Below are 17673 nucleotides of genomic sequence, written 5' to 3'. Positions count from 1 at the left end.
CAGCGCATCCCGAGGGACGCCGTCGCGTCCTGACCGCTCAGCGGGGTCGGAACGGGGACCCCGACCCTCCCGCGTACGGGGCGTCCGCCTGGTCGAAGTCCCAGCGGCCCGCGGTGGACGGGCGGACGACGGGGGTCTTCGTCGGGGTCGGCGTCGCCGACGGCGCCGGCGCGGCGGCCAGCCCGGCGTGCCAGCGGAAGATCGCGTCGATGCCGTCCTGGTTCACCCACGACGGTGCGTTGTGGCCGAGCGCGTGCGTCCGGACGGTCGCCTCCCTGGCCGTGGCCGTCGCCTTCTTCACGAGGGCGAGCCCGTGCAGTGCCGACGGCACGCTCGGGTCCGGGTGGGCCGTGTCGGACACCACCGCGCGGATGTTCGCGCCGGCCCAGGCGGAGGCGGGCAGCCGCTTCGGGTTGTGGGAGTCGATCTGAGCGGTGCTGCCGCCGAAGGCACCGCCGATCGAGAAGCGGCCCCGCGTCGTGCGGTCGTGGGTGTCGCGGAGGTCGTAGACGCCGTTGACCAGGTAGACGCCGTTGATGCCGGGGAAGACCCGCGCGCCGTAGTCCTCGCAGGCGAGCGCACCACCGGCCGACATCGCCCAGAGGTAGCTCGCGGCGATCGGGAACTGGCCGGAGAGGTAGGCGTAGCCGTTCCGCTGGTGCTTCTGCGCGGTGTCGTTGGTCCAGATCGTGCCGCCGAGCGTCTGGCAGATCGCGACGGCGCCCCGCTCGACGGCGAGCTCGGCCGGGTACGCGAAGACGCTGGACAGCGAGGTGTGGTCGGCCTGCGCGGAGTGGATGAACCAGATCACCGGTACCGCCGCGGCCTGCCGCGGCTTCACCGTCTGCGGCACGAAGATCCGCGCGAGGTCACCCGCGATCGAGACCGTGAGGACGTCGTAGAGCACGCCGCGGTTCTTCGTCCTCACGTTGATCGTGCGGGTCCTCTCCCCGGGCAGGCCTGGCACGGGGGAGGCGGAGGCGGAGGCGGCCGGGAGCGTCGCCGCGCCCAGAGCGAGAGCACCCGTGAGGGCGACGCCGACGACGGTGCGCCGCCGGAGGCCGGGAGTTCGAGAGGGGGGTCCTGCGGAATCGTCGGGGGACACGGAAGCTCCTCGTGCAGGGACCGCGGGCCGACGAGGTCGGCGGAGCGGTCCGGGTCGGCGGGGGGTGTGCCCACAACGGTAGCCGGAGGACCGGCCGGACGACCCGTCGATGCGCGCCACTCGCGGGACGGCGGAGGGACGACGCCGCAGGGGCGGAACGATCCACGGCTCGGCGACCGCATCGCCGGCGGATCGAGGCGCTCCGGAAGCGAAGGAGAGGCCCGTTCCTGATCGCCCGCCCCGCCGGTTCCGACCCTTTCGCTCCGTTCGGGAGCACTTCCCCGCACCGGTCCGGCCCCCCGGTGTGAAGGCTCCCAGGTTCCTCGCGCTCGTCGGCGGTCCGGAACGACCACGCCGTCCGACCTGTCCTCCCGTCGACCCGCCCGAGCATCACTCCAGCACAGGCCCCAGCTCCGCCAGGACCTCCGCGACCCGGGCCCGCGCCCGTGCATCCAGCCCGCGGACCGGACGCGGGAGGCAGCGCGCCTCGGCGAGACCGAGCTGCTCCGCCATCGCCGCGACCACTCGGTAGCTGCCGCCGTGCTCCGCGAAGAGGTCCCAGACGGGCTGCAGGCGCGCCGATCCCGCGATCGCCGCCGCCTCGTCGCCCGACTGCGCCGCCCGGGCGATCGACAGCGCCGTCCGCGGGAAGAGGCCGCCGATCACCGAGTACCAGGCGTCGCAGCCGCCGAGCAGCCCGCGCGCACCCGCGGCGTCCCCCGAGACCCCGACAGTGACCCCCTCCGGCACCCGCGCCCGGATCTCGCTGACGCGCGCCGCCGCGGCGCCCGGTCCCTCCGGCACGCCGGGGATCTTGAGGGAGGCGACCTGCGGCAGCCGGGCGACGGCCCCGTAGAGGTCGTCGGAGAAGGAGAAGCGCGTCGTCCCGGGGTTGTCGTACACGACGAGCGGCACCGAGAGCTGAGCCGTCACGTCCTCGTAGAGCCCCAGCACGTCCTCGTCCGTCAGCGGCTGGTAGCCGAGCGGCGCCAGGAGCACCGCGCTCGCTCCGGCGCTCTGCGCGTCCTCGGCGAGCGCCAGCACCTGCGAGGTGCGCAGCGCCCCGATCCCGACCACGACCGGCACCGGGCCGGCGCTGCGGACGGCGATCTCGGCGGCGCGCCGGCGCTCGCCGCGGTCCAGGTACGGAGCCGAGCCGGTCGAGCCCAGTGCGCCGATCGAGTCGACTCCCGCCCGCGCGAGCCGCTCGACGAGAGCGGCGAACGACCGCTCGTCGATGCTGTCGTCGCGGAGCGGAGTGAGGGGGAAGGCGCTGAGTCCGGTGAGCACGTCGGTCCGTTCGCTGGGGGCGGGAGGGGCCCGGCCAGTCTCTCCGGCGGCAGGGGCCCGGTCGAGGCCAGAACCGCCGGGGGCCGGGGGACCAGCCGTCACTCCGCGTCGAGCACCACTCGGGAGTGGAGTCCGAGCCGGTCGAGGAACGCCTCGTCGTGGCTGACGACGACCAGGCCGCCCCGCCAGGCGGCGAGAACGTCGACGAGGTGGTCGGTCGTGGCGAGATCGAGATCGTTCGTCGGCTCGTCGAGCACGAGCAGCTGCGGAGCGGGCTGCGCCAGCACGAGCCCGGCGAGCGCGACGCGGAACCGCTCGCCGCCCGAGAGCGACGCGATCCTCCGATCGACCACGTCGCCGCGCACCAGGAGCCGCGCGAGGGCGTTCCGCAGCTCGACCGCAGGACGATCCGGCGCGGCCCGGGAGACGTGCTCCCGCACGGTGGCCTCCTCGTCGAGGAGTCCCTCGCGGCGCTGGGGGAGCCAGCCGACCCGCTCCGTCAGCGGTCGGGCCGTGGTGCCGGCGAGCGGATGCTCCCGCGCACCCGGCGCATCGACGAGGTGCTCGAGCAGGGTGGTCTTCCCCGTCCCGTTCGCGCCGACCACGGCGATCCGCTCCGGCCCCTGGAGCACCGTCGTCCGACCGCGCACCGTCACCTCCGCCAGACGGCGCCCGGCCGCGACCCCGGGGTCCGGCAGGTCGAGGCGGACCCGGTCGTCGTCGCGCACTGCCCGCGACGCGGCGTCGACCTGCTCGCGCGCCCGCGCCTCCGCGGCCCCGTGCCCGGAGCGCAGCCGTCCCGCGGTCGCCTCGGCGCGTCCTCTCCGCGCGTTCGCGAGGATCGCGGGCATCGACTCCGCCGATCGCGCCCCCGCCCGCGCCCGACGGGCGATGGTCGTCTCCGCCTCGATGCGCTGCCGCCGCTCGGCGCGGTGAAGCCGGTCGGCGTCGCGCAGATCGCGCTCCGCGGCGGCCTGCTCGAGGGCGAGCCGCTCCTCGAACGCCGAGAACGTCCCGCCGGAGGTGCGGACCGCCCCGTCGCGCAGCTCCGCGATCTCGTCGACGTGCTCGAGCAGCTCCCGGTCGTGGCTGACGAGCACGAGCGTCCCGCGCCACCGGTCGACCAGGTCGAGCAGAAGCCCTCGGGAGCGCCGGTCGAGGTCGTTCGTCGGCTCGTCGAGCACGGCGATCGGCCGGCCGCGCAGCCGGACGCCGGTCACGGCCGTGAGGACGGCCTGCCCTCCGGAGAGGGTCGCGACCGGCCGCAGCAGGTCCGCCTCCTCCAGGTCGAGCCCGGCGTCGCCGAGTGCGGCGAGCGCCCGGGCCTCGAGGTCCCAGTCGTCCGCGAGCACCTCGAAGTGCCGCGGATCCGCGTCGCCGCGGAGGATCGCCTGCAGAGCGTCCAGGCGATGCCGGATCCCGAGGAGATCGGCGACGGTGTCGTCGGGCCCTCGCCGGAGGCGCTGGGGCAGCAGGTCGACGGGTCCCGTCGTCGAGACGCTCCCGGCGGTGGGGGAGAGGCCGCCGGTGACGAGGCGGACGAGGGTGGATTTGCCGGCGCCGTTCGCGCCGACGAGACCGGTGCGCCCGCGGCCGAACGCAGTGGTCACGCGGTCGAGGACGACGGAGCCGTCGGGCCAGGCGAACGTGCAGTCGTGGAGGACGACGGCGGGCGGGGTGGTGCGGGAAGTGGAGGGCACGGTGCTCCAGGGGTCGGTGTCGGCGCACGACGACCACCGGGCTCCGAAGGAGCAACGGCTCGCCCCTGAGGGGCGGGCACGGGGGACGTCAGTGCGAGAGCAGCTGCTGCGTCGTGGACGCAGTACCGGTGCTGGGGCGCAAGAGTCCGTCTTCCGTGCGGGGGGCCCCCGTGACCGCGAGCCGCTGGATCGGCCGGTGTGGCGGCCGCACCGACGTCGCGGCTCGCGACGAGGTACGGGTCGACCGTACGTGCCCGTCGGACCCGCGCGCAACCGTGACCGACTGCTCGTCCGCGGCCTGCGTCCGTCGGTGCCGTCGCGCGGCTCGCGGCGGACGGCTCTCCACCCACGGCGGGACGGCCGGACCGCCCTGGTATGCACGCTGCTGCCCACCGGTCGAGGGAGTCGCCGGCGGGCCCTCCCGTCGCCGGGCCCTCACTACGCTGAGCCCATGGTGACCATTCGCGACGTCGCGGCCGATGCGGGGGTGGCCCGCAGCACGGTGTCCTACGTGCTCTCCGGCAACAAGAAGCTCCCGGAGGCGACCCGCCTGCGCGTGCTCGCGAGCGTGGAGCGGCTCGGCTACCGGCCCGACCCGATGGCGCGGGCCCTGGCGCTGCGGCGCACGAACATCCTCGGCTTCTTCGCCTCCGTCGATCCGGAGTCGCGGCAGACCGATGTCGACGTCTTCATGCGCTTCGTGCGGGCGGCGATGTACGCGGCCCGCGCCCGCGGCTTCGACCTGCTGATGATGGGCACGGGCGAGGGGGAGCTCGCGCGCGACGTCCTCGCCGATGCGCTCGTCGTGATGGACATCCGCCGGGACGACCCCCGGCTGCCGGTCCTCGCGAGCATCGGCCTGCCGACCGCGCTGGTCGGCTACCCGGGCGAGGGCAGCCCGTTCAGCGCGATCGACCTCGACTTCGACGGCGCGGCGCGGGTCGCCGTCGACCACCTCGCCGACCTCGGGCACGTCGAGATCGCGGTCCTCGGGATGGGCCCCGACGCCTACGAGAGCGGCTACGCCTTCGCCCTGCGGTTCCGCGAGGGCTTCCTCGACCAGTGCCGCCTGCGCGGCGTGCGGGGAGCCGTCATCCCCAGCACCGACGACGTCGACGACTGGTTCGAGCAGGCGCAGGAGCAGCTCCCCGGCCTGAGCGCCGTGGTCACGCACGGGCCGGGCGTGCTCGAGCCGTTCCTGCAGCGCCTCAGCGGCCTGGGCCTGCGCGTCCCGGAGGACTGCTCGATCATGACCATCGCCCCGGAGGCGGTGATGCGGCACGCCGACCAGCCGGTCACCGTGGTGGACCTGCCCGGCGACGAGATGGTCTCGCGGGCGGTCGACCTGGTGCTCGACGAGCTCGCCGGCACCGCGACTCCGGGAGTGACGGAGCTGCTGCCCGCGGTCGTCGTGGACCTGGGCACCACCGCGCCCTTCTCGCCGGGCACCAGCCGGGGCGTCGTCCCCTCGTGGCGGCGGGCGCGCGGCTGACGTCGCCGGGTCGTCCGGAGCGTTCCCCGGGCGATCGGTGAACCGGTTCTCCGAAATCTATTGAACCGGTTCTCCGACTCGGTTAGGCTCGCCACGACTTCCGGACGGACCGCCTCAGCGGGCGCCCCCGGAGGGTCTTCCCGGCGCGAGCGCTCCGCTCGTCCCGACCGTATTCAGAGAGGAATACCGTGAAGAACAGCATCCGACGGGCCGCAGGCGCCGCCTCCCTCGTCCTCATCGCCGGAGTCGCCCTCAGCGCGTGCAGCGCACAGGGAGCGGGCGACGACTCGTCGAAGTCGCTCACCCTCTGGGACAGCTTCACCCAGTACGACGCGTCCTCCCCCTACGGCCAGCTCCTGGCCGGCTGCGAGGCCTCGACCGGGATCACCCTCGAGCGCACCTCCGACCCCGACCTCACCACCAAGCTCCTGCAGTCGGCCGCGTCGAAGACGACGCCGAACCTGGTCGTCCTCGACAACCCCAACGTCGCGAAGTTCGCCGACACCGGCCTGCTCGTCGACAACGCCGCCTCCGGGCTCGACACCAGCGACGTCCTCCCGAACGTGCTCGCCGCCGGCCAGCTGGACGGGAAGACCTACGGCTCGTCGATCGGCTCGAACACCCTCGCGCTCTTCTACAACAAGGCGCTCTTCGAGGCCGCCGGCGTCACTCCGCCGACGACCTGGGACGAGCTGACCACCGCCGCGAAGGCCCTCACCGCGGGCGACGTCACCGGGCTCGGCTTCTCCGCGATCGGCACCGAGGAGGGCACCTTCCAGTTCCTGCCCTTCTTCTGGGGCTCCGGTGCGACCCTCGAGGACATCTCCTCCGACGACGCCGTCTCGGCGCTCGCGCTCTGGACCGACCTGGTGAAGAGCGGCTCGGCCTCGCAGGCGAACGTCAACGCCAACCAGCAGGACGTCCGCGACCAGTTCCTCGCGGGCAAGCTCGGGATGATGGTCAACGGCACCTGGCAGCTCTCCGCCCTCGACGAGGCGGGCATCGACTACGGCGTCGTGCCGATCCCGGCGAAGGACGGGGGAGCGGCACCGAGCCCGCTCGGCGGCGAGTTCGTCGAGGTGGTCGCCTCCGACGCCGCGAAGCAGACCCTCGCCACGGAGTTCGCGCAGTGCGTCATCCAGCCCGACAGCCTGAAGGCCTGGGCGGCCGGCCAGTCGTACATCATGCCGTACGCCGACGCGGCCGCCGAGCAGGCGACCGAGGACCCCGCGCTCCAGCCGTGGGTCGAGGCCATCTCGGTCGCGCAGGGACGCACCAGCGACCTCGGCGTCGCCTACCCGGACACCTCGAAGGCGCTCTGGACCGCGATCCAGGAGTCGCTGACCGGCTCGAAGACGCCGCAGGCGGCCCTCGACGACGCCGCGGCGAGCCTGAAGTAGCGGCCGCATGACCGACCCCGCCGTGCTCACGGCGCCGGTCGCGGGCGGGGCGGCCACCAGGCCGCCCGCCCGCCGCCGACCCCGCTCCCACCTCCGCCTCGCCGCCGCCGCCTTCATGGCGCCCGTGGTGATCTTCCTCGCCGTCTTCTTCGTCTACCCGATCATCCGCGGCGTCGTCCTCAGCCTCCAGGACTTCGGACCGTCGTCCTTCGTGACCGGGATCGCCCCCTTCGTCGGCTTCGACAACTACGTCACGGTCGTCACCGATCCGATCTTCGCGAGCATCGCCTGGCACACCGTGGTCTTCACCGTGGTCTCGCTGGTGGGCCAGTTCACGATCGGCATGGCCCTGGCGCTGTTCTTCAGCCGCCGGTTCCCGCTCTCGGCGACGTTCCGCTCCCTCATCCTGCTGCCGTGGCTCCTGCCGCTGATCGTCTCGGCGACGGCCTGGCGCTGGATCTTCGACCAGCAGTTCGGCATCCTGAACGCCGCGATCGGCACGCCGGTCGGCTGGCTGACCGATCCGTCCGTCTCGCTGTGGGCGGTCATCATCGCCAACATCTGGCTGGGCATCCCGTTCAACATGGTGCTGCTGCACGGAGGCCTGCAGGGCATCCCCGAGAGCCTCTACGAGGCCGCGGCACTGGACGGCGCCTCGCGCTGGCGGTCCTTCTGGAGCATCACCTGGCCACTGCTGCGACCGGTGACCTCCGTCACACTCCTCCTCGGCCTCGTCTACACGATCAAGGTGTTCGACGTCATCTGGATCCTCACCAAGGGAGGCCCGGCAAACAGCTCGCACACCCTCGCGACGTGGGCCTACGAGCAGTCCTTCACCGACCTGCAGTTCGGAGTCGGAGCGGCGGCCGGCCAGATCCTCGTGATCGTCGCCCTCGTCTTCGGCGTGATCTACATCCGCGCCCAGCGCAAGGAGGACCTCGGATGAACCGGCACACCACAGGGCTGCGCCGCGGGATCGACGTGGTCATCGCGATCGTGCTCTGCGGCTTCCTCCTCTTCCCGCTCTACTGGATGGTCAACGTCTCGCTGACCAAGCCGCAGAACCTGATCCAGACCCCGCCGAGCCTGTTCCCCGGCGACCCGACGCTCGACGGGTACGTGCAGGCGTTCTCGACGCAGCTGCCGAACCTCATCACGAGCCTCGTGATCTCGATCGGCTGCGTGATCCTGACGCTGGCGATCGCCCTGCCCGCCGCCTTCGCGATGGCGAAGTTCCGGGTGCGGGGGACCGGCGTCGTGATGTTCGTGTTCCTCCTCGCCCAGATGATCCCCGGGATCGTCCTGGTCACCGCGCTGTTCGCGATCTACAACGCGCTGGGGCTGCTCAACACCTATCCGGGCCTCATCCTCGCCGACGCGACCGCCTCCGTGCCGTTCGCGGTGATCATCCTCCGGGCCTTCATGCTCGGCATCCCCGACGAGCTGATCGAGGCCGCGCGGATCGACGGTGCGAGCAACTGGCGCTCCTTCGTCTCGATCGTCATCCCGCTGAGCCGGAACTCGATCGTGACCGCGGGCCTGTTCTCGTTCCTGTTCGCCTGGGCCGACTTCCTCAACGCGAACTCGCTCACCTCGGGCAACAGCATCGTGCCGTTCACCCTCGGCCTCTACCGCTACATCGGATCGACCACCACCAACTGGAACGGGATCATGGCGACCGCCGTGATCGCCTCCATCCCGGCCGCCGTGCTGCTGATCGTGGCCCAGCGCTACGTCGCCGCCGGGGTCACCGCCGGCGCGGTCAAGGACTGAGCGCCGTGCCCGACTCGAGGAAGCAGGAGCACATGGACACCGACCAGTTCGCGCTCGAGGGGGACCGCCTCGTCTGGCGCGGCGACGGCGAGACCGTCGTCGTCGAGCCGTGGGGGAGGGACAGCGTCCGGGTCCGCGCCCGCCGGTCCGGGGAGGTCCTCGACACCGACTGGGCGCTGATCGCCCCCGAGCGCCACGCGCCGGAGGTCTCGATCGAGGGACCGCGGGCGACGCTGCGTGCCGGCGGCATCACCGTCGTCCTCGAGCAGCAGGAGGGCTACGGGTACCAGACCGGCTACCACGAGCTCTCCTGTTCCCTCTCCTTCTACGACCGTCGAGGGGAGCTGCTCTTCCGGGAGCTCGGGAGCGGGGGAGCGCTCAAGCTGCGCGCCCGCGAGCAGCGTCCGCACCTGGGCGGCGACTACCGGCTGACCGCGCTGTTCGAGACGCCCCCCGACGAGAAGCTGTACGGGATGGGGCAGTACCAGCAGGACATCCTCGACCTGAAGGGCTGCACGCTCGAGCTCGCGCACCGCAACTCCCAGTCGAGCGTCCCGTTCGTGCTCTCGAGCCGCGGCTACGGCTTCCTCTGGCACAACCCCGCGATCGGCCGCGCGACCTTCGCGGCCAACCGCACGGAGTGGTCCGCCGAGTCCTCCCAGCAGCTCGACTACTGGGTGACCGCGGGGGAGACCCCGGCCGACATCACCCGGGCCTACGCCGACGCCACCGGGCACGTCCCGATGATGCCCGAGCACGGCCTCGGCTTCTGGCAGTGCAAGCTGCGCTACTGGAACCAGGAGCAGCTGCTCGAGGTCGCCCGCGAGCACCGGCGCCGCGGCCTGCCGATGGACGTGATCGTGGCCGACTTCTTCCACTGGCCGCACATGGGCGACTTCCGCTTCGAGGAGGAGTTCTGGCCGGATCCGTCGGCCATGGTCGCCGAGCTGCGCGAGCTCGGGATCGAGCTGATGGTGTCGGTCTGGCCGCAGGTGTCGGTCGAGTCCGAGAACTACATCGCGATGAAGAAGGGGAACCTCCTCGTCAAGGCCGAGCGGGGCCTGGACCTGCACATGCAGTTCGAGGGTCCGAGCGCGTTCTACGACGCGACGAGCCCCGCCGCCCGGAGGTTCGTCTGGGAGGCGTGCCGGCGCAACTACGGCGAGCACGGGATCCGGCTCTTCTGGCTCGACGAGGCCGAGCCCGAGTACGGCGTCTACGACTTCGACAACTACCGCTACGCCGCCGGCCCCGCCGTCCAGGTCGGCAACCTCTACCCGCAGGCGTTCTCCCGCGGCTTCTTCGAGGGGCAGACCGAGGGCGGAGAGACCAAGATCGTCAACCTCGTCCGCACCGCGTGGGCGGGCAGTCAGCGCTACGGCGCGCTCGTGTGGTCGGGCGACATCCACTCGACCTTCGCGGACCTGCGCCACCAGATCACGGCCGGCATCCACATGGGCGTCGCGGGGATCCCGTGGTTCACGACCGACATCGGAGGATTCGCCGGGGGAGACCCGTCGGATCCGGAGTTCCGAGAGCTCCTCGTGCGCTGGTTCCAGTTCGGCGCGTTCAGCCCGGTGATGCGCCTCCACGGCGACCGCGCGCCGTCGGCCCCGGTCACGGCCGCCGACGGGAGCCGCCGCGCCGCGACCGGAGCCGCGAACGAGGTGTGGAGCTTCGGCGAGGAGGCCACGCCGATCCTCACCCGCCTGCTGCATCTTCGCGAGACCCTGCGCCCGTACACGCGCGAGGCGATGCGGGAGGCGCACGAGCTGGGCCAGCCGGTGCTGCGAGCGGTGTTCCACGAGTTCCCGGGGGACCCGGAGGCCTGGGATCTGGCCGACCAGTACCTCTTCGGCTCGGACCTGCTCGTGGCTCCGGTCACGCACGCCGGAGCCGTCTCCCGACGGGTCTACCTGCCCGCCGGGGCGCGGTGGACGGAGCTCTCGACGGGCGCCGAGCACGAGGGCGGGCAGTGGATCGTCGCCGACGCGCCCCTGGCCGTCATCCCGGTCTTCGCGCGCGACGGTCGGCAGGCGCACCTCGTCGGGCAGCTCTGAGCGGAGGCTCCCCGCTGACCGGCGGGTTCCGCCGCGAGGAGCGCCCCGCGTCAGCCCGTCCCCGCGAGCCAGAAGTCGACCGCGTCGGGGGACGGGCGCCCGGCGACCCGGACGACGTCGCCGAACTCGAGCACGCTGTCCGGATCCTCCTGGACGGCCGGCCACCGCTCGCGGCCGGCGGCGTCCGGATCGCCGTGGGAGACGAATGCGAGCCAGCGCGCGGTCATCTCCTGCTCGAGCCGGCGGTCGACGTCCGTGTAGTCGGCGTCGCCGTCCGCCCCGAGGTTCCCGTACGCGTACATCACCTCGGCGCCGTGGTACGCGCCGAACCGCTCGAGTCCGCTCTCCGGGGGAGTGCGCGTGAAGATGTAGGCGTGGACGCCCGCCCGCCCGGTCCGGGCGGCCGTCAGCGCCCAGAGCCGCATCGGGGCGGTCATCGTCCGGTCGCTGCCGGCGCGCAGCCGGGAGTCGACGACCTGATCCTCGACGGCACCCGGGTACAGCGCGAGGAATCGGTCCGCGTCGTCTCCGTGCTCCCGGCGCACCTCCTGCTCGTAGGCGTCCGGATCCGAGTCGACGCCTCCCAGCAGATCGAGCGAGGTCTCGTCGGAGTTGCTGCCGAGCAGGAGGGGGACGTCGTTCTGCCGACCGGCCTCGTAGACGGCGAGCGGCGTGTCGGGGAGGACGACGCCGTCGATCGAGGGCCACCAGTGCTGCGAGAGGCCCGCGGCGGCCGAGACGATGCGCTCGGCCGGCAGGGCCCTCATCTCGGCGAAGCTCGCCCCGCCGAGCGCCTTGCTCAGGCGCGCAGCCGCCTCCCGTGCGGTGGCGGCGTCGTCGTAGAGGTCGCCGTCCTCGCGATCTCCCGCCGACCCCAGGCATCCTCCGCTCTCCCCGATGATCCCGTGGAGGAGGCCGGCCGCGAGGGGCGAGGCCCCGAGGATGCAGGCGCTGCCGGAGCCGGCGGACTGGCCGGCGACCGTCACCCGCCCCGGGTCCCCGCCGAAAGCGGCGATGTTGTCCTGCACCCACTGCAGAGCGGCGACCTGGTCGAGCAGTCCCTGATTCCCCGGGGTGCCGCCGCCGAGCACATCACCGGCGAGGAATCCGAGGACGCCCAGACGGTAGGCGACGGTGACGACCACCGCGCCCCGGGAGGCGAGCGCCGCGCCGTCGTAGGCGGGGAGGGCGCCGGACCCCGAGACGAACGCGCCGCCGTGGAGGTAGACGAGGACCGGGCTGGAGTCGCCCGCCCCGCCGGCCGGCGTCCAGATGTTCAGGCGGAGGCTGTCCTCGTCCGTCGCGTACCCGCCGAGGAGCGTCTCCTCCAGCGGCAGGTCGAGCACGCGGGTCGCCGCTCGGGAGAGGAACGTCGGCTCCGGCTGAACGGCGGAGGGGCCGAAGTCGTCGGCCACGAGGGTCGCCGACCGCTGCGGGGCCGGGCGGGGCGCCTCCCAACGCAGCGGGCCGACCGGGGGAGCGGCGTAGGGGATCCCCGCGAAGGCGTCGACCCCGGCCGCGGCGTCGTGCACACCGACGACGTCGCCCTGCCGGGTCGTGACCGGGGCGGTGTGCGGACCGGCGAGCGTCCGCGTCGCCGGGAGAGGACCCGCGGCGAGGGCGACGGCTCCGACGAGCCCTGCGGACGCGACCCAGGCCGCCGTACGCAGCATCCAGTGCCGGTGCCGCCAGCTCCTCGAGACGGCCGCGATCAGGACCGCGGCCGCCGCGACGACGAGCCACCCCCACCACTCCACCCGGTTCAGCCAGGCGAGGACCGCCCCGATGAGCACGACGGTCGCGGCCGGCAGCCACCGGGACCGTCGCCGACGCGGTGCGGGCGTCTCGGTATTCGATACGGTATGCATTGAAAACGAAACGTACTGAAAAGGCTCACCCTGCGCAAGGATCCGCCTAGGCTGGTGGCGTGGTCACAGGCGAGCAGGCTCCGGTCCGGCGGAGGAGCGAGACGCGACGACGTCTCCTCGCCGCGGCCGCCGAGCTCTTCGAGAGCACGGGCACCATCGGCCAGCGCGTCGAGGACATCTGCGCGCAGGCGGGCTTCACCCGCGGCGCGTTCTACTCGAACTTCGCCGGTGTCGACCAGCTCTTCCTCGCACTCCACGAGGAGCAGGCCGCGAGAGTGTGGGGGAGCCTGCAGGAGGCCCTCGACGTCCAGCTGCAGGAGGAGCACCGCGCGGCGACCCTCGACGGCGCCGTACGCTCCCTCCTCGACGCGCTCCCGTCCAGCCGCGAGTGGTTCTCCCTGCGGTCGGTGCTCCTGGCACGCGCTGCCGCGGACCCGGAGTTCGCCGAGCGGATGATGATCGACGACGACCGCGTCTCGCGCGAGCTGGGCGAGCGCTTCGCCGCCCTCGCCGCCGTGCACGGCCGCGTCCCCGCCGTCGAGTCCGCCGTCCTGGCGAAGGCGGTCGTCGCGGCGCACGTCGGGTCGGTGAGCCAGTGGCCCGTGGACACCAGCGCCGCGCTCACGCAGCGCCTGGTCGTCGCCGCGGTGATCCGAGGTCTCACCGTTGAAGCGCCCGGTCTGTCACCGGAGCCCGACGGCGATCGATGACGTCCTGGCGCAGGAGCGATGAGAGGAGCCGATCGCCATCCCTACAGAACGGGACTTCGGTCGAACTGACATAATGTGCATTATCGGATAACGGCGGAAGGGCCGGACGGACCGGGACCGAGGCCGCCCGACGGTCCGGCACGTCATCAGCGGACAGGCGAATGCTCCACCCACGGCTCGACGTCCTCGTACCAGCACGTCTCGGTTGGAGTGTCGAAGCGCGTGACCAGCCGCAGCTGCGGATCGACGGTCATCGTGCCGCGGACGCCGTCGTCGGCCTGGTCCTCTCGGGCGCCCGCCGGAACGAGCGTCAGAGGTCCTGCGAGCGCTCCCGCAGGTTCACCATCACCGCGGCTGCATCGAGAAGGATGCTCACGACGCCCCGGTGTCCGCCGACGGACGGACTGCGCCCACGACGGCATCGGACTCCCCTGATGCCGGTCCGCTGCCGTCGACCGGGGTCATCCGTCGAGGAGCGCAGACCCGTGCGCCGGCGTCAGCCCCTGGTGAGGATCAGGCGAAGTCGGAGATGTCGCCGACGAGGCGGGTGTTGTCCGCGGGGATCGGCTCGACGGCCGCCAGAGCGACCTCGGCCGCGAACTCCTGCACGTTGTAGAGCTTCCCGGCCGACTCGCGACGCGAGCTGATCGCGCCCGGGTTCGCACGCTCCAGCAGGGTCGCGGTGATGGTGCCCTCGATCATGTCGCCCGAGACGACGACGAACTCGATCCCGCGCTCGGCGAGCTCACCGATCCGCTCGCGCAGGGCGTCCTCGCCGGCGCGCTTGGAGAGCGCGACGGGCTCGTACTCGGGCATCGTGGGCGTGGTCCGGATGAAGTGCGCCTGGTGGCTCGTGACGAACACGACACGGGAGCCCTCGGAGAGCAGCGGCAGCGCCGCCTCGAGCACGGCGACCTGCGAGTCGCGGTTGAGGACCATCGCGTAGTCCTCCCCCATGTTGCTCTCCATGCCGCCGGAGGCGTTCAGGACGAGCACGTCCAGACCTCCGTACTCCTTCTCGATGCGCGAGAAGAGCTCGGCGCGCGACTCGGCGTCGGTGAGATCGGCGCCGACGGCGATGGCGGTGCCGCCGGCTTCGACGATCTGCGCGACGAGCTTGTCGGCGCGCGGCGCCTTCGAGCGGTAGTTGACGACGACGCGGGCTCCGGCCTCGGCCAGGTAGCGGACCGTGTCGGCGCCGATGCCGCGGGACGACCCGGTGACGAGAGCGCGCTTGCCGTCGAAGGAGCCGGGGGCGAGGGGATTGGACACGGGTATTCCTCCAGAACGCCGGCTCGGAGACCGGATCGGGCACGATGACGGGCCACGGCCCGACGGAGGAGTCTACCAAGGGCCCCGAGACGGTCGGCGCACCCGCTCTCCCAGCCCTCGTCCGGGGGGCGTTGATAGCCTGGGAATGCTCGTCGAGGGGAAGGAGCACACAGCATGGACGCTGTCACCCAGTACGCGTGGATCCTCTGGCTCGCGCTGATCCTCATCTTCGTGATCGTCGAGATGATCACTCTCGAGTTCACCTTCCTGATGCTCGCCGTCGGCAGCATCGGCGGACTGCTGACCGGTCTGGTCGGGGCTCCCTTCTGGGTTCAGGTGCCCGCCGCGGCCGTCCTCGCCGCCCTCCTGCTGTTCACCGTCCGTCCGCCGCTGCTGCGGCTGCTGAAACGGGGCGGCGATCCCACCCCCAGCGGTGCGGACGCTCTCCTCGGGCTCTCCGGCAGCGTCGTCCTCGCCGGCCCCGGAGCCGGCCAGGTCAAGCTCGCCAACGGCGAGACCTGGACCGTCCGCCTGTCCCCGCTCGTCGAGGACCGCACACTCGGAGTCGGCGAGAGAGTCGTCGTCACCGCCATCGAGGGCGCGACCGCGGTCGTCGTCCCCGCCGAAAGGAGCACACCGTGACACCGTCCTCCGTCGTGACGATCGTCGTCGTCGCCGCCGTCGTCCTCTTCGCCCTGGTCGTCCTCTTCCGAGCGGTCCGCATCATCCCCCAGGCCACCGCCGGGGTCGTGGAGCGCCTCGGCAAGTACCACAAGACCCTGCTGCCGGGCCTCAATCTCGTCGTGCCGTTCATCGACCGGGTCCGCCCGCTGATCGATCTGCGCGAGCAGGTCGTCTCGTTCCCGCCCCAGCCCGTGATCACGGAGGACAATCTCGTCGTCTCGATCGACACGGTCGTCTACTTCCAGGTGACGGACGCCCGCGCGGCGACCTACGAGATCGCCAACTACCTCGGCGCGGTCGAGCAGCTGACCACCACCACGCTCCGCAACGTCGTCGGCGGCCTGAACCTCGAGGAGGCGCTGACCTCCCGCGACAACATCAACGGGCAGCTGCGCATCGTCCTCGACGAGGCCACCGGCAAGTGGGGCATCCGCGTCGGACGCGTGGAGCTCAAGGCCATCGACCCGCCCCTCTCCATCCAGGACTCGATGGAGAAGCAGATGCGCGCCGAGCGCGACCGTCGAGCCGTGATCCTCACCGCCGAGGGCACCAAGCAGTCCCAGATCCTGAACGCCGAGGGTCAGCGCCAGGCCGCGATCCTCGCTGCGGAGGGCCAGGCGAAGGCGGCGGTCCTGCGGGCCGAGGGTGAGGCCAAGGCGATCACCACCGTCTTCCACGCCATCCACGAGGGCCGCCCCGACAGCGAGCTCCTCGCGTACCAGTACCTCCAGACACTCCCCAAGATCGCCGAGGGCAGCGCGAACAAGCTCTGGGTCATCCCGAGCGAGCTCACCGAGGCGCTGAAGGGCATCGGAGGCGCGCTCGGCCAGCGCGGCCAGTCCGCCCCGGCGGTCCGCCCGCAGGACGCGGCACCCCCGTCGGCGCCTGCGGCGTCCGCGCCTGCCGCATCCGGGTCCGTCGGCTCCACTCCTGTCGAGCCCGGATCCGACACGTCCGCCCCCGTGGCGCCCGCGACGACCGACGGAGCCCCCGGCTCGGCGCCCACTCCCCCGCCGCCGGCCGTCTAGCCGCGGACCCGGTCCGCGATGCGCACCCCTGAGCGACCCCTCGCCCTGAGCGGGCCGACCCCCCGGGTGATCGCGCATCGCGGGTTCGGCCCGCAGGCCGAGGGCAACACGCTCGCCGCCTTCGAACGCGCCCTCGCCGCGGGTGCGGACCTCCTCGAGACGGACGCGCGCGCCTCCCTCGACGGGGTCGCCGTGCTCGTCCACGACGCCGAGGTGATCGACCGCTCCGGCCGCCGCCACGTCGTCGCCGCCACCCGGTGGGAGGAGCTCGCCGACCTCCGACTGGTGGGCGGCGCCCGGCTCGCCTCTCTCGAGCAGGCCCTCGCCGCACTCCCCCGCGCGCACTTCAACATCGACGTGAAGTCGCGGGACGCGATCGACCCGGTCGTCGTGGCGGTGTCCGGCGCCGCCGCCGCGGAGCGCGTCCTGATCACCTCGTTCTCCGAGATCCGTCGAGCAGCGGCCCTCCGCCGTCTTCCCGGCGCCGCGACCTCGGCGTCGGCGGTCCGCTTCGTCGTCGCCCTGGTCGCCGCCCACCTCGGCGCCGCCCTCCCCGTGCGTCTCGCTCTCCGCGGCATCGACGCGCTCCAGGTGCCCGAGCGCGCGCTCGGCCTCCGCGTCGCGGAGCCGCGGATCCTCGCCCGGCTGCGGGTGACCGGCTGCGAGATCCACCTCTGGACCATCGACGATCCGGAGCGGATGGAGCAGCTCCTCGCACTCGGGATCGACGGGCTCGTGACCGACCGCACCGACCTCGCCCGAGCGGCCGTCGACGCCTTCCTCAGCGCCCGTCAGCCACGCCCTCAGGAACCGCGGAATACGCCTCCGACCTGAGGATTCTCTGGCAATGGCAGGGACGGGAAGACCACCTCCAGGTACGACGTTGACACTGGGGAAGCACAGCGAGAGGAGACCACACAATGGCAGATCGAAGCCTGCGAGGAATGCGGCTCGGATCCCAGAGCCTGCAGAGCGAAGAAGGCGTCGTCTTCTCCCCGCGATCGACGTACGAGTACCACTGCGCGAACTGCGGCCACGACACCGACATGGTGTTCTCGGCCGATGCGGAAGCGCCGGAGACCTGGGAGTGCCGCTCCTGCGGTCACGAGGCCACTCTGATGGTGGACTCGAAGCCGGTCGTCGTGGACAAGGGCGAGCAGAAGGCTCCGCGCACCCACTGGGACATGCTGCTCGAGCGCCGGACCCGCGCGGAGCTGGAGGAGCTGCTCGAGGAGCGGCTCGCCTATCTGCGCGCCAGGCGCGGCGAGCACAAGATCGGCGCGTAGCGCCG

At 72.5% G+C, this 17673-nt stretch carries 15 protein-coding genes; 10 read left to right on the top strand and 5 right to left on the bottom strand.

The features are described from left to right. Positions 1–37: 37 nt before the first annotated feature. The 3 genes from C5D66_RS03105 to C5D66_RS03095 form a co-directional block, all read right to left on the bottom strand. Positions 38–1105: a hypothetical protein gene (locus C5D66_RS03105; RefSeq protein WP_104255012.1), complete on the bottom strand. Its 1068-nt coding sequence runs from the start codon at positions 1103–1105 to the stop codon at positions 38–40. A 390-nt stretch (positions 1106–1495) separates the two neighbouring features. After that, positions 1496–2395 carry a dihydrodipicolinate synthase family protein gene (locus tag C5D66_RS03100; RefSeq protein WP_104255011.1) on the bottom strand — a complete coding sequence of 300 codons (900 nt, stop codon included), beginning with the start codon at positions 2393–2395 and terminating at the stop codon, positions 1496–1498. A 98-nt stretch (positions 2396–2493) separates the two neighbouring features. Next, complete coding sequence (locus C5D66_RS03095; RefSeq protein ID WP_104255010.1) at positions 2494–4095, bottom strand: ATP-binding cassette domain-containing protein; 1602 nt, start codon at positions 4093–4095, stop codon at positions 2494–2496. A gap of 451 nt (positions 4096–4546) precedes the next feature. On the opposite strand from C5D66_RS03095, the gene C5D66_RS03090 reads away from it, so the two are divergent. The 5 genes from C5D66_RS03090 to C5D66_RS03070 all read left to right on the top strand — a co-directional run bounded on the left by C5D66_RS03090 (position 4547) and on the right by C5D66_RS03070 (position 10820). Then, positions 4547–5587, top strand: a complete 1041-nt coding sequence (locus C5D66_RS03090) for a LacI family DNA-binding transcriptional regulator (protein WP_104222050.1) — start codon at positions 4547–4549, stop codon at positions 5585–5587. A 188-nt stretch (positions 5588–5775) separates the two neighbouring features. After that, a complete protein-coding gene (locus C5D66_RS03085; RefSeq protein ID WP_104222048.1) occupies positions 5776–6987 on the top strand; it encodes an extracellular solute-binding protein in 1212 nt (403 codons plus the stop codon). 7 nt (positions 6988–6994) lie between these two features. Next, positions 6995–7933, top strand: a complete 939-nt coding sequence (locus tag C5D66_RS03080) for a carbohydrate ABC transporter permease (RefSeq protein WP_104225253.1) — start codon at positions 6995–6997, stop codon at positions 7931–7933. Beyond that, positions 7930–8760, top strand: a complete 831-nt coding sequence (locus tag C5D66_RS03075) for a carbohydrate ABC transporter permease (protein WP_104222044.1) — start codon at positions 7930–7932, stop codon at positions 8758–8760. The genes C5D66_RS03080 and C5D66_RS03075 overlap by 4 nt, the downstream gene beginning before the upstream one ends. Positions 8761–8792: 32 nt before the next feature. After that, complete coding sequence (locus C5D66_RS03070; protein WP_104255043.1) at positions 8793–10820, top strand: TIM-barrel domain-containing protein; 2028 nt, start codon at positions 8793–8795, stop codon at positions 10818–10820. A gap of 50 nt (positions 10821–10870) precedes the next feature. On the opposite strand, the gene C5D66_RS03065 is transcribed toward C5D66_RS03070, so the two are convergent. After that, positions 10871–12688, bottom strand: coding sequence for a carboxylesterase/lipase family protein (locus tag C5D66_RS03065; RefSeq protein WP_104255009.1), 1818 nt, complete (start codon positions 12686–12688; stop codon positions 10871–10873). A gap of 59 nt (positions 12689–12747) precedes the next feature. Here C5D66_RS03065 and C5D66_RS03060 point away from each other — a divergent pair, with 59 nt between their 5' ends. Further along, complete coding sequence (locus C5D66_RS03060) at positions 12748–13398, top strand: TetR/AcrR family transcriptional regulator (protein WP_104255008.1); 651 nt, start codon at positions 12748–12750, stop codon at positions 13396–13398. Between the two features lie 513 nt (positions 13399–13911). On the opposite strand, the gene C5D66_RS03055 is transcribed toward C5D66_RS03060, so the two are convergent. Then, entirely contained in the window at positions 13912–14670 is a 759-nt protein-coding gene (locus C5D66_RS03055) for an SDR family oxidoreductase (protein ID WP_104246827.1), read from the bottom strand. Between the two features lie 174 nt (positions 14671–14844). On the opposite strand from C5D66_RS03055, the gene C5D66_RS03050 reads away from it, so the two are divergent. The 4 genes from C5D66_RS03050 to C5D66_RS03035 all read left to right on the top strand — a co-directional run bounded on the left by C5D66_RS03050 (position 14845) and on the right by C5D66_RS03035 (position 17668). Then, on the top strand, positions 14845–15312 hold the full coding sequence (locus C5D66_RS03050) for an NfeD family protein (RefSeq protein ID WP_104255007.1): 468 nt from the start codon (positions 14845–14847) through the stop codon (positions 15310–15312). A 14-nt stretch (positions 15313–15326) separates the two neighbouring features. Beyond that, positions 15327–16382, top strand: coding sequence for an SPFH domain-containing protein (locus C5D66_RS03045; RefSeq protein ID WP_374952912.1), 1056 nt, complete (start codon positions 15327–15329; stop codon positions 16380–16382). A gap of 18 nt (positions 16383–16400) precedes the next feature. Then, positions 16401–17216: a glycerophosphodiester phosphodiesterase family protein gene (locus C5D66_RS03040; protein ID WP_104255005.1), complete on the top strand. Its 816-nt coding sequence runs from the start codon at positions 16401–16403 to the stop codon at positions 17214–17216. 86 nt (positions 17217–17302) lie between these two features. After that, the gene (locus tag C5D66_RS03035; RefSeq protein ID WP_068207052.1) at positions 17303–17668 is read left to right on the top strand and encodes an RNA polymerase-binding protein RbpA; all 366 of its coding nucleotides are present in this window, start codon (positions 17303–17305) and stop codon (positions 17666–17668) included. Positions 17669–17673 lie beyond the last annotated feature (5 nt).

The organism is Rathayibacter sp. AY1B4 (assembly GCF_002932815.1).
Classification (GTDB): Bacteria; Actinomycetota; Actinomycetes; order Actinomycetales; family Microbacteriaceae; genus Rathayibacter.
The sequence above is the reverse complement of the archived record's forward strand: the minus strand, read 5'-3'. Positions and strand labels throughout refer to the sequence as shown.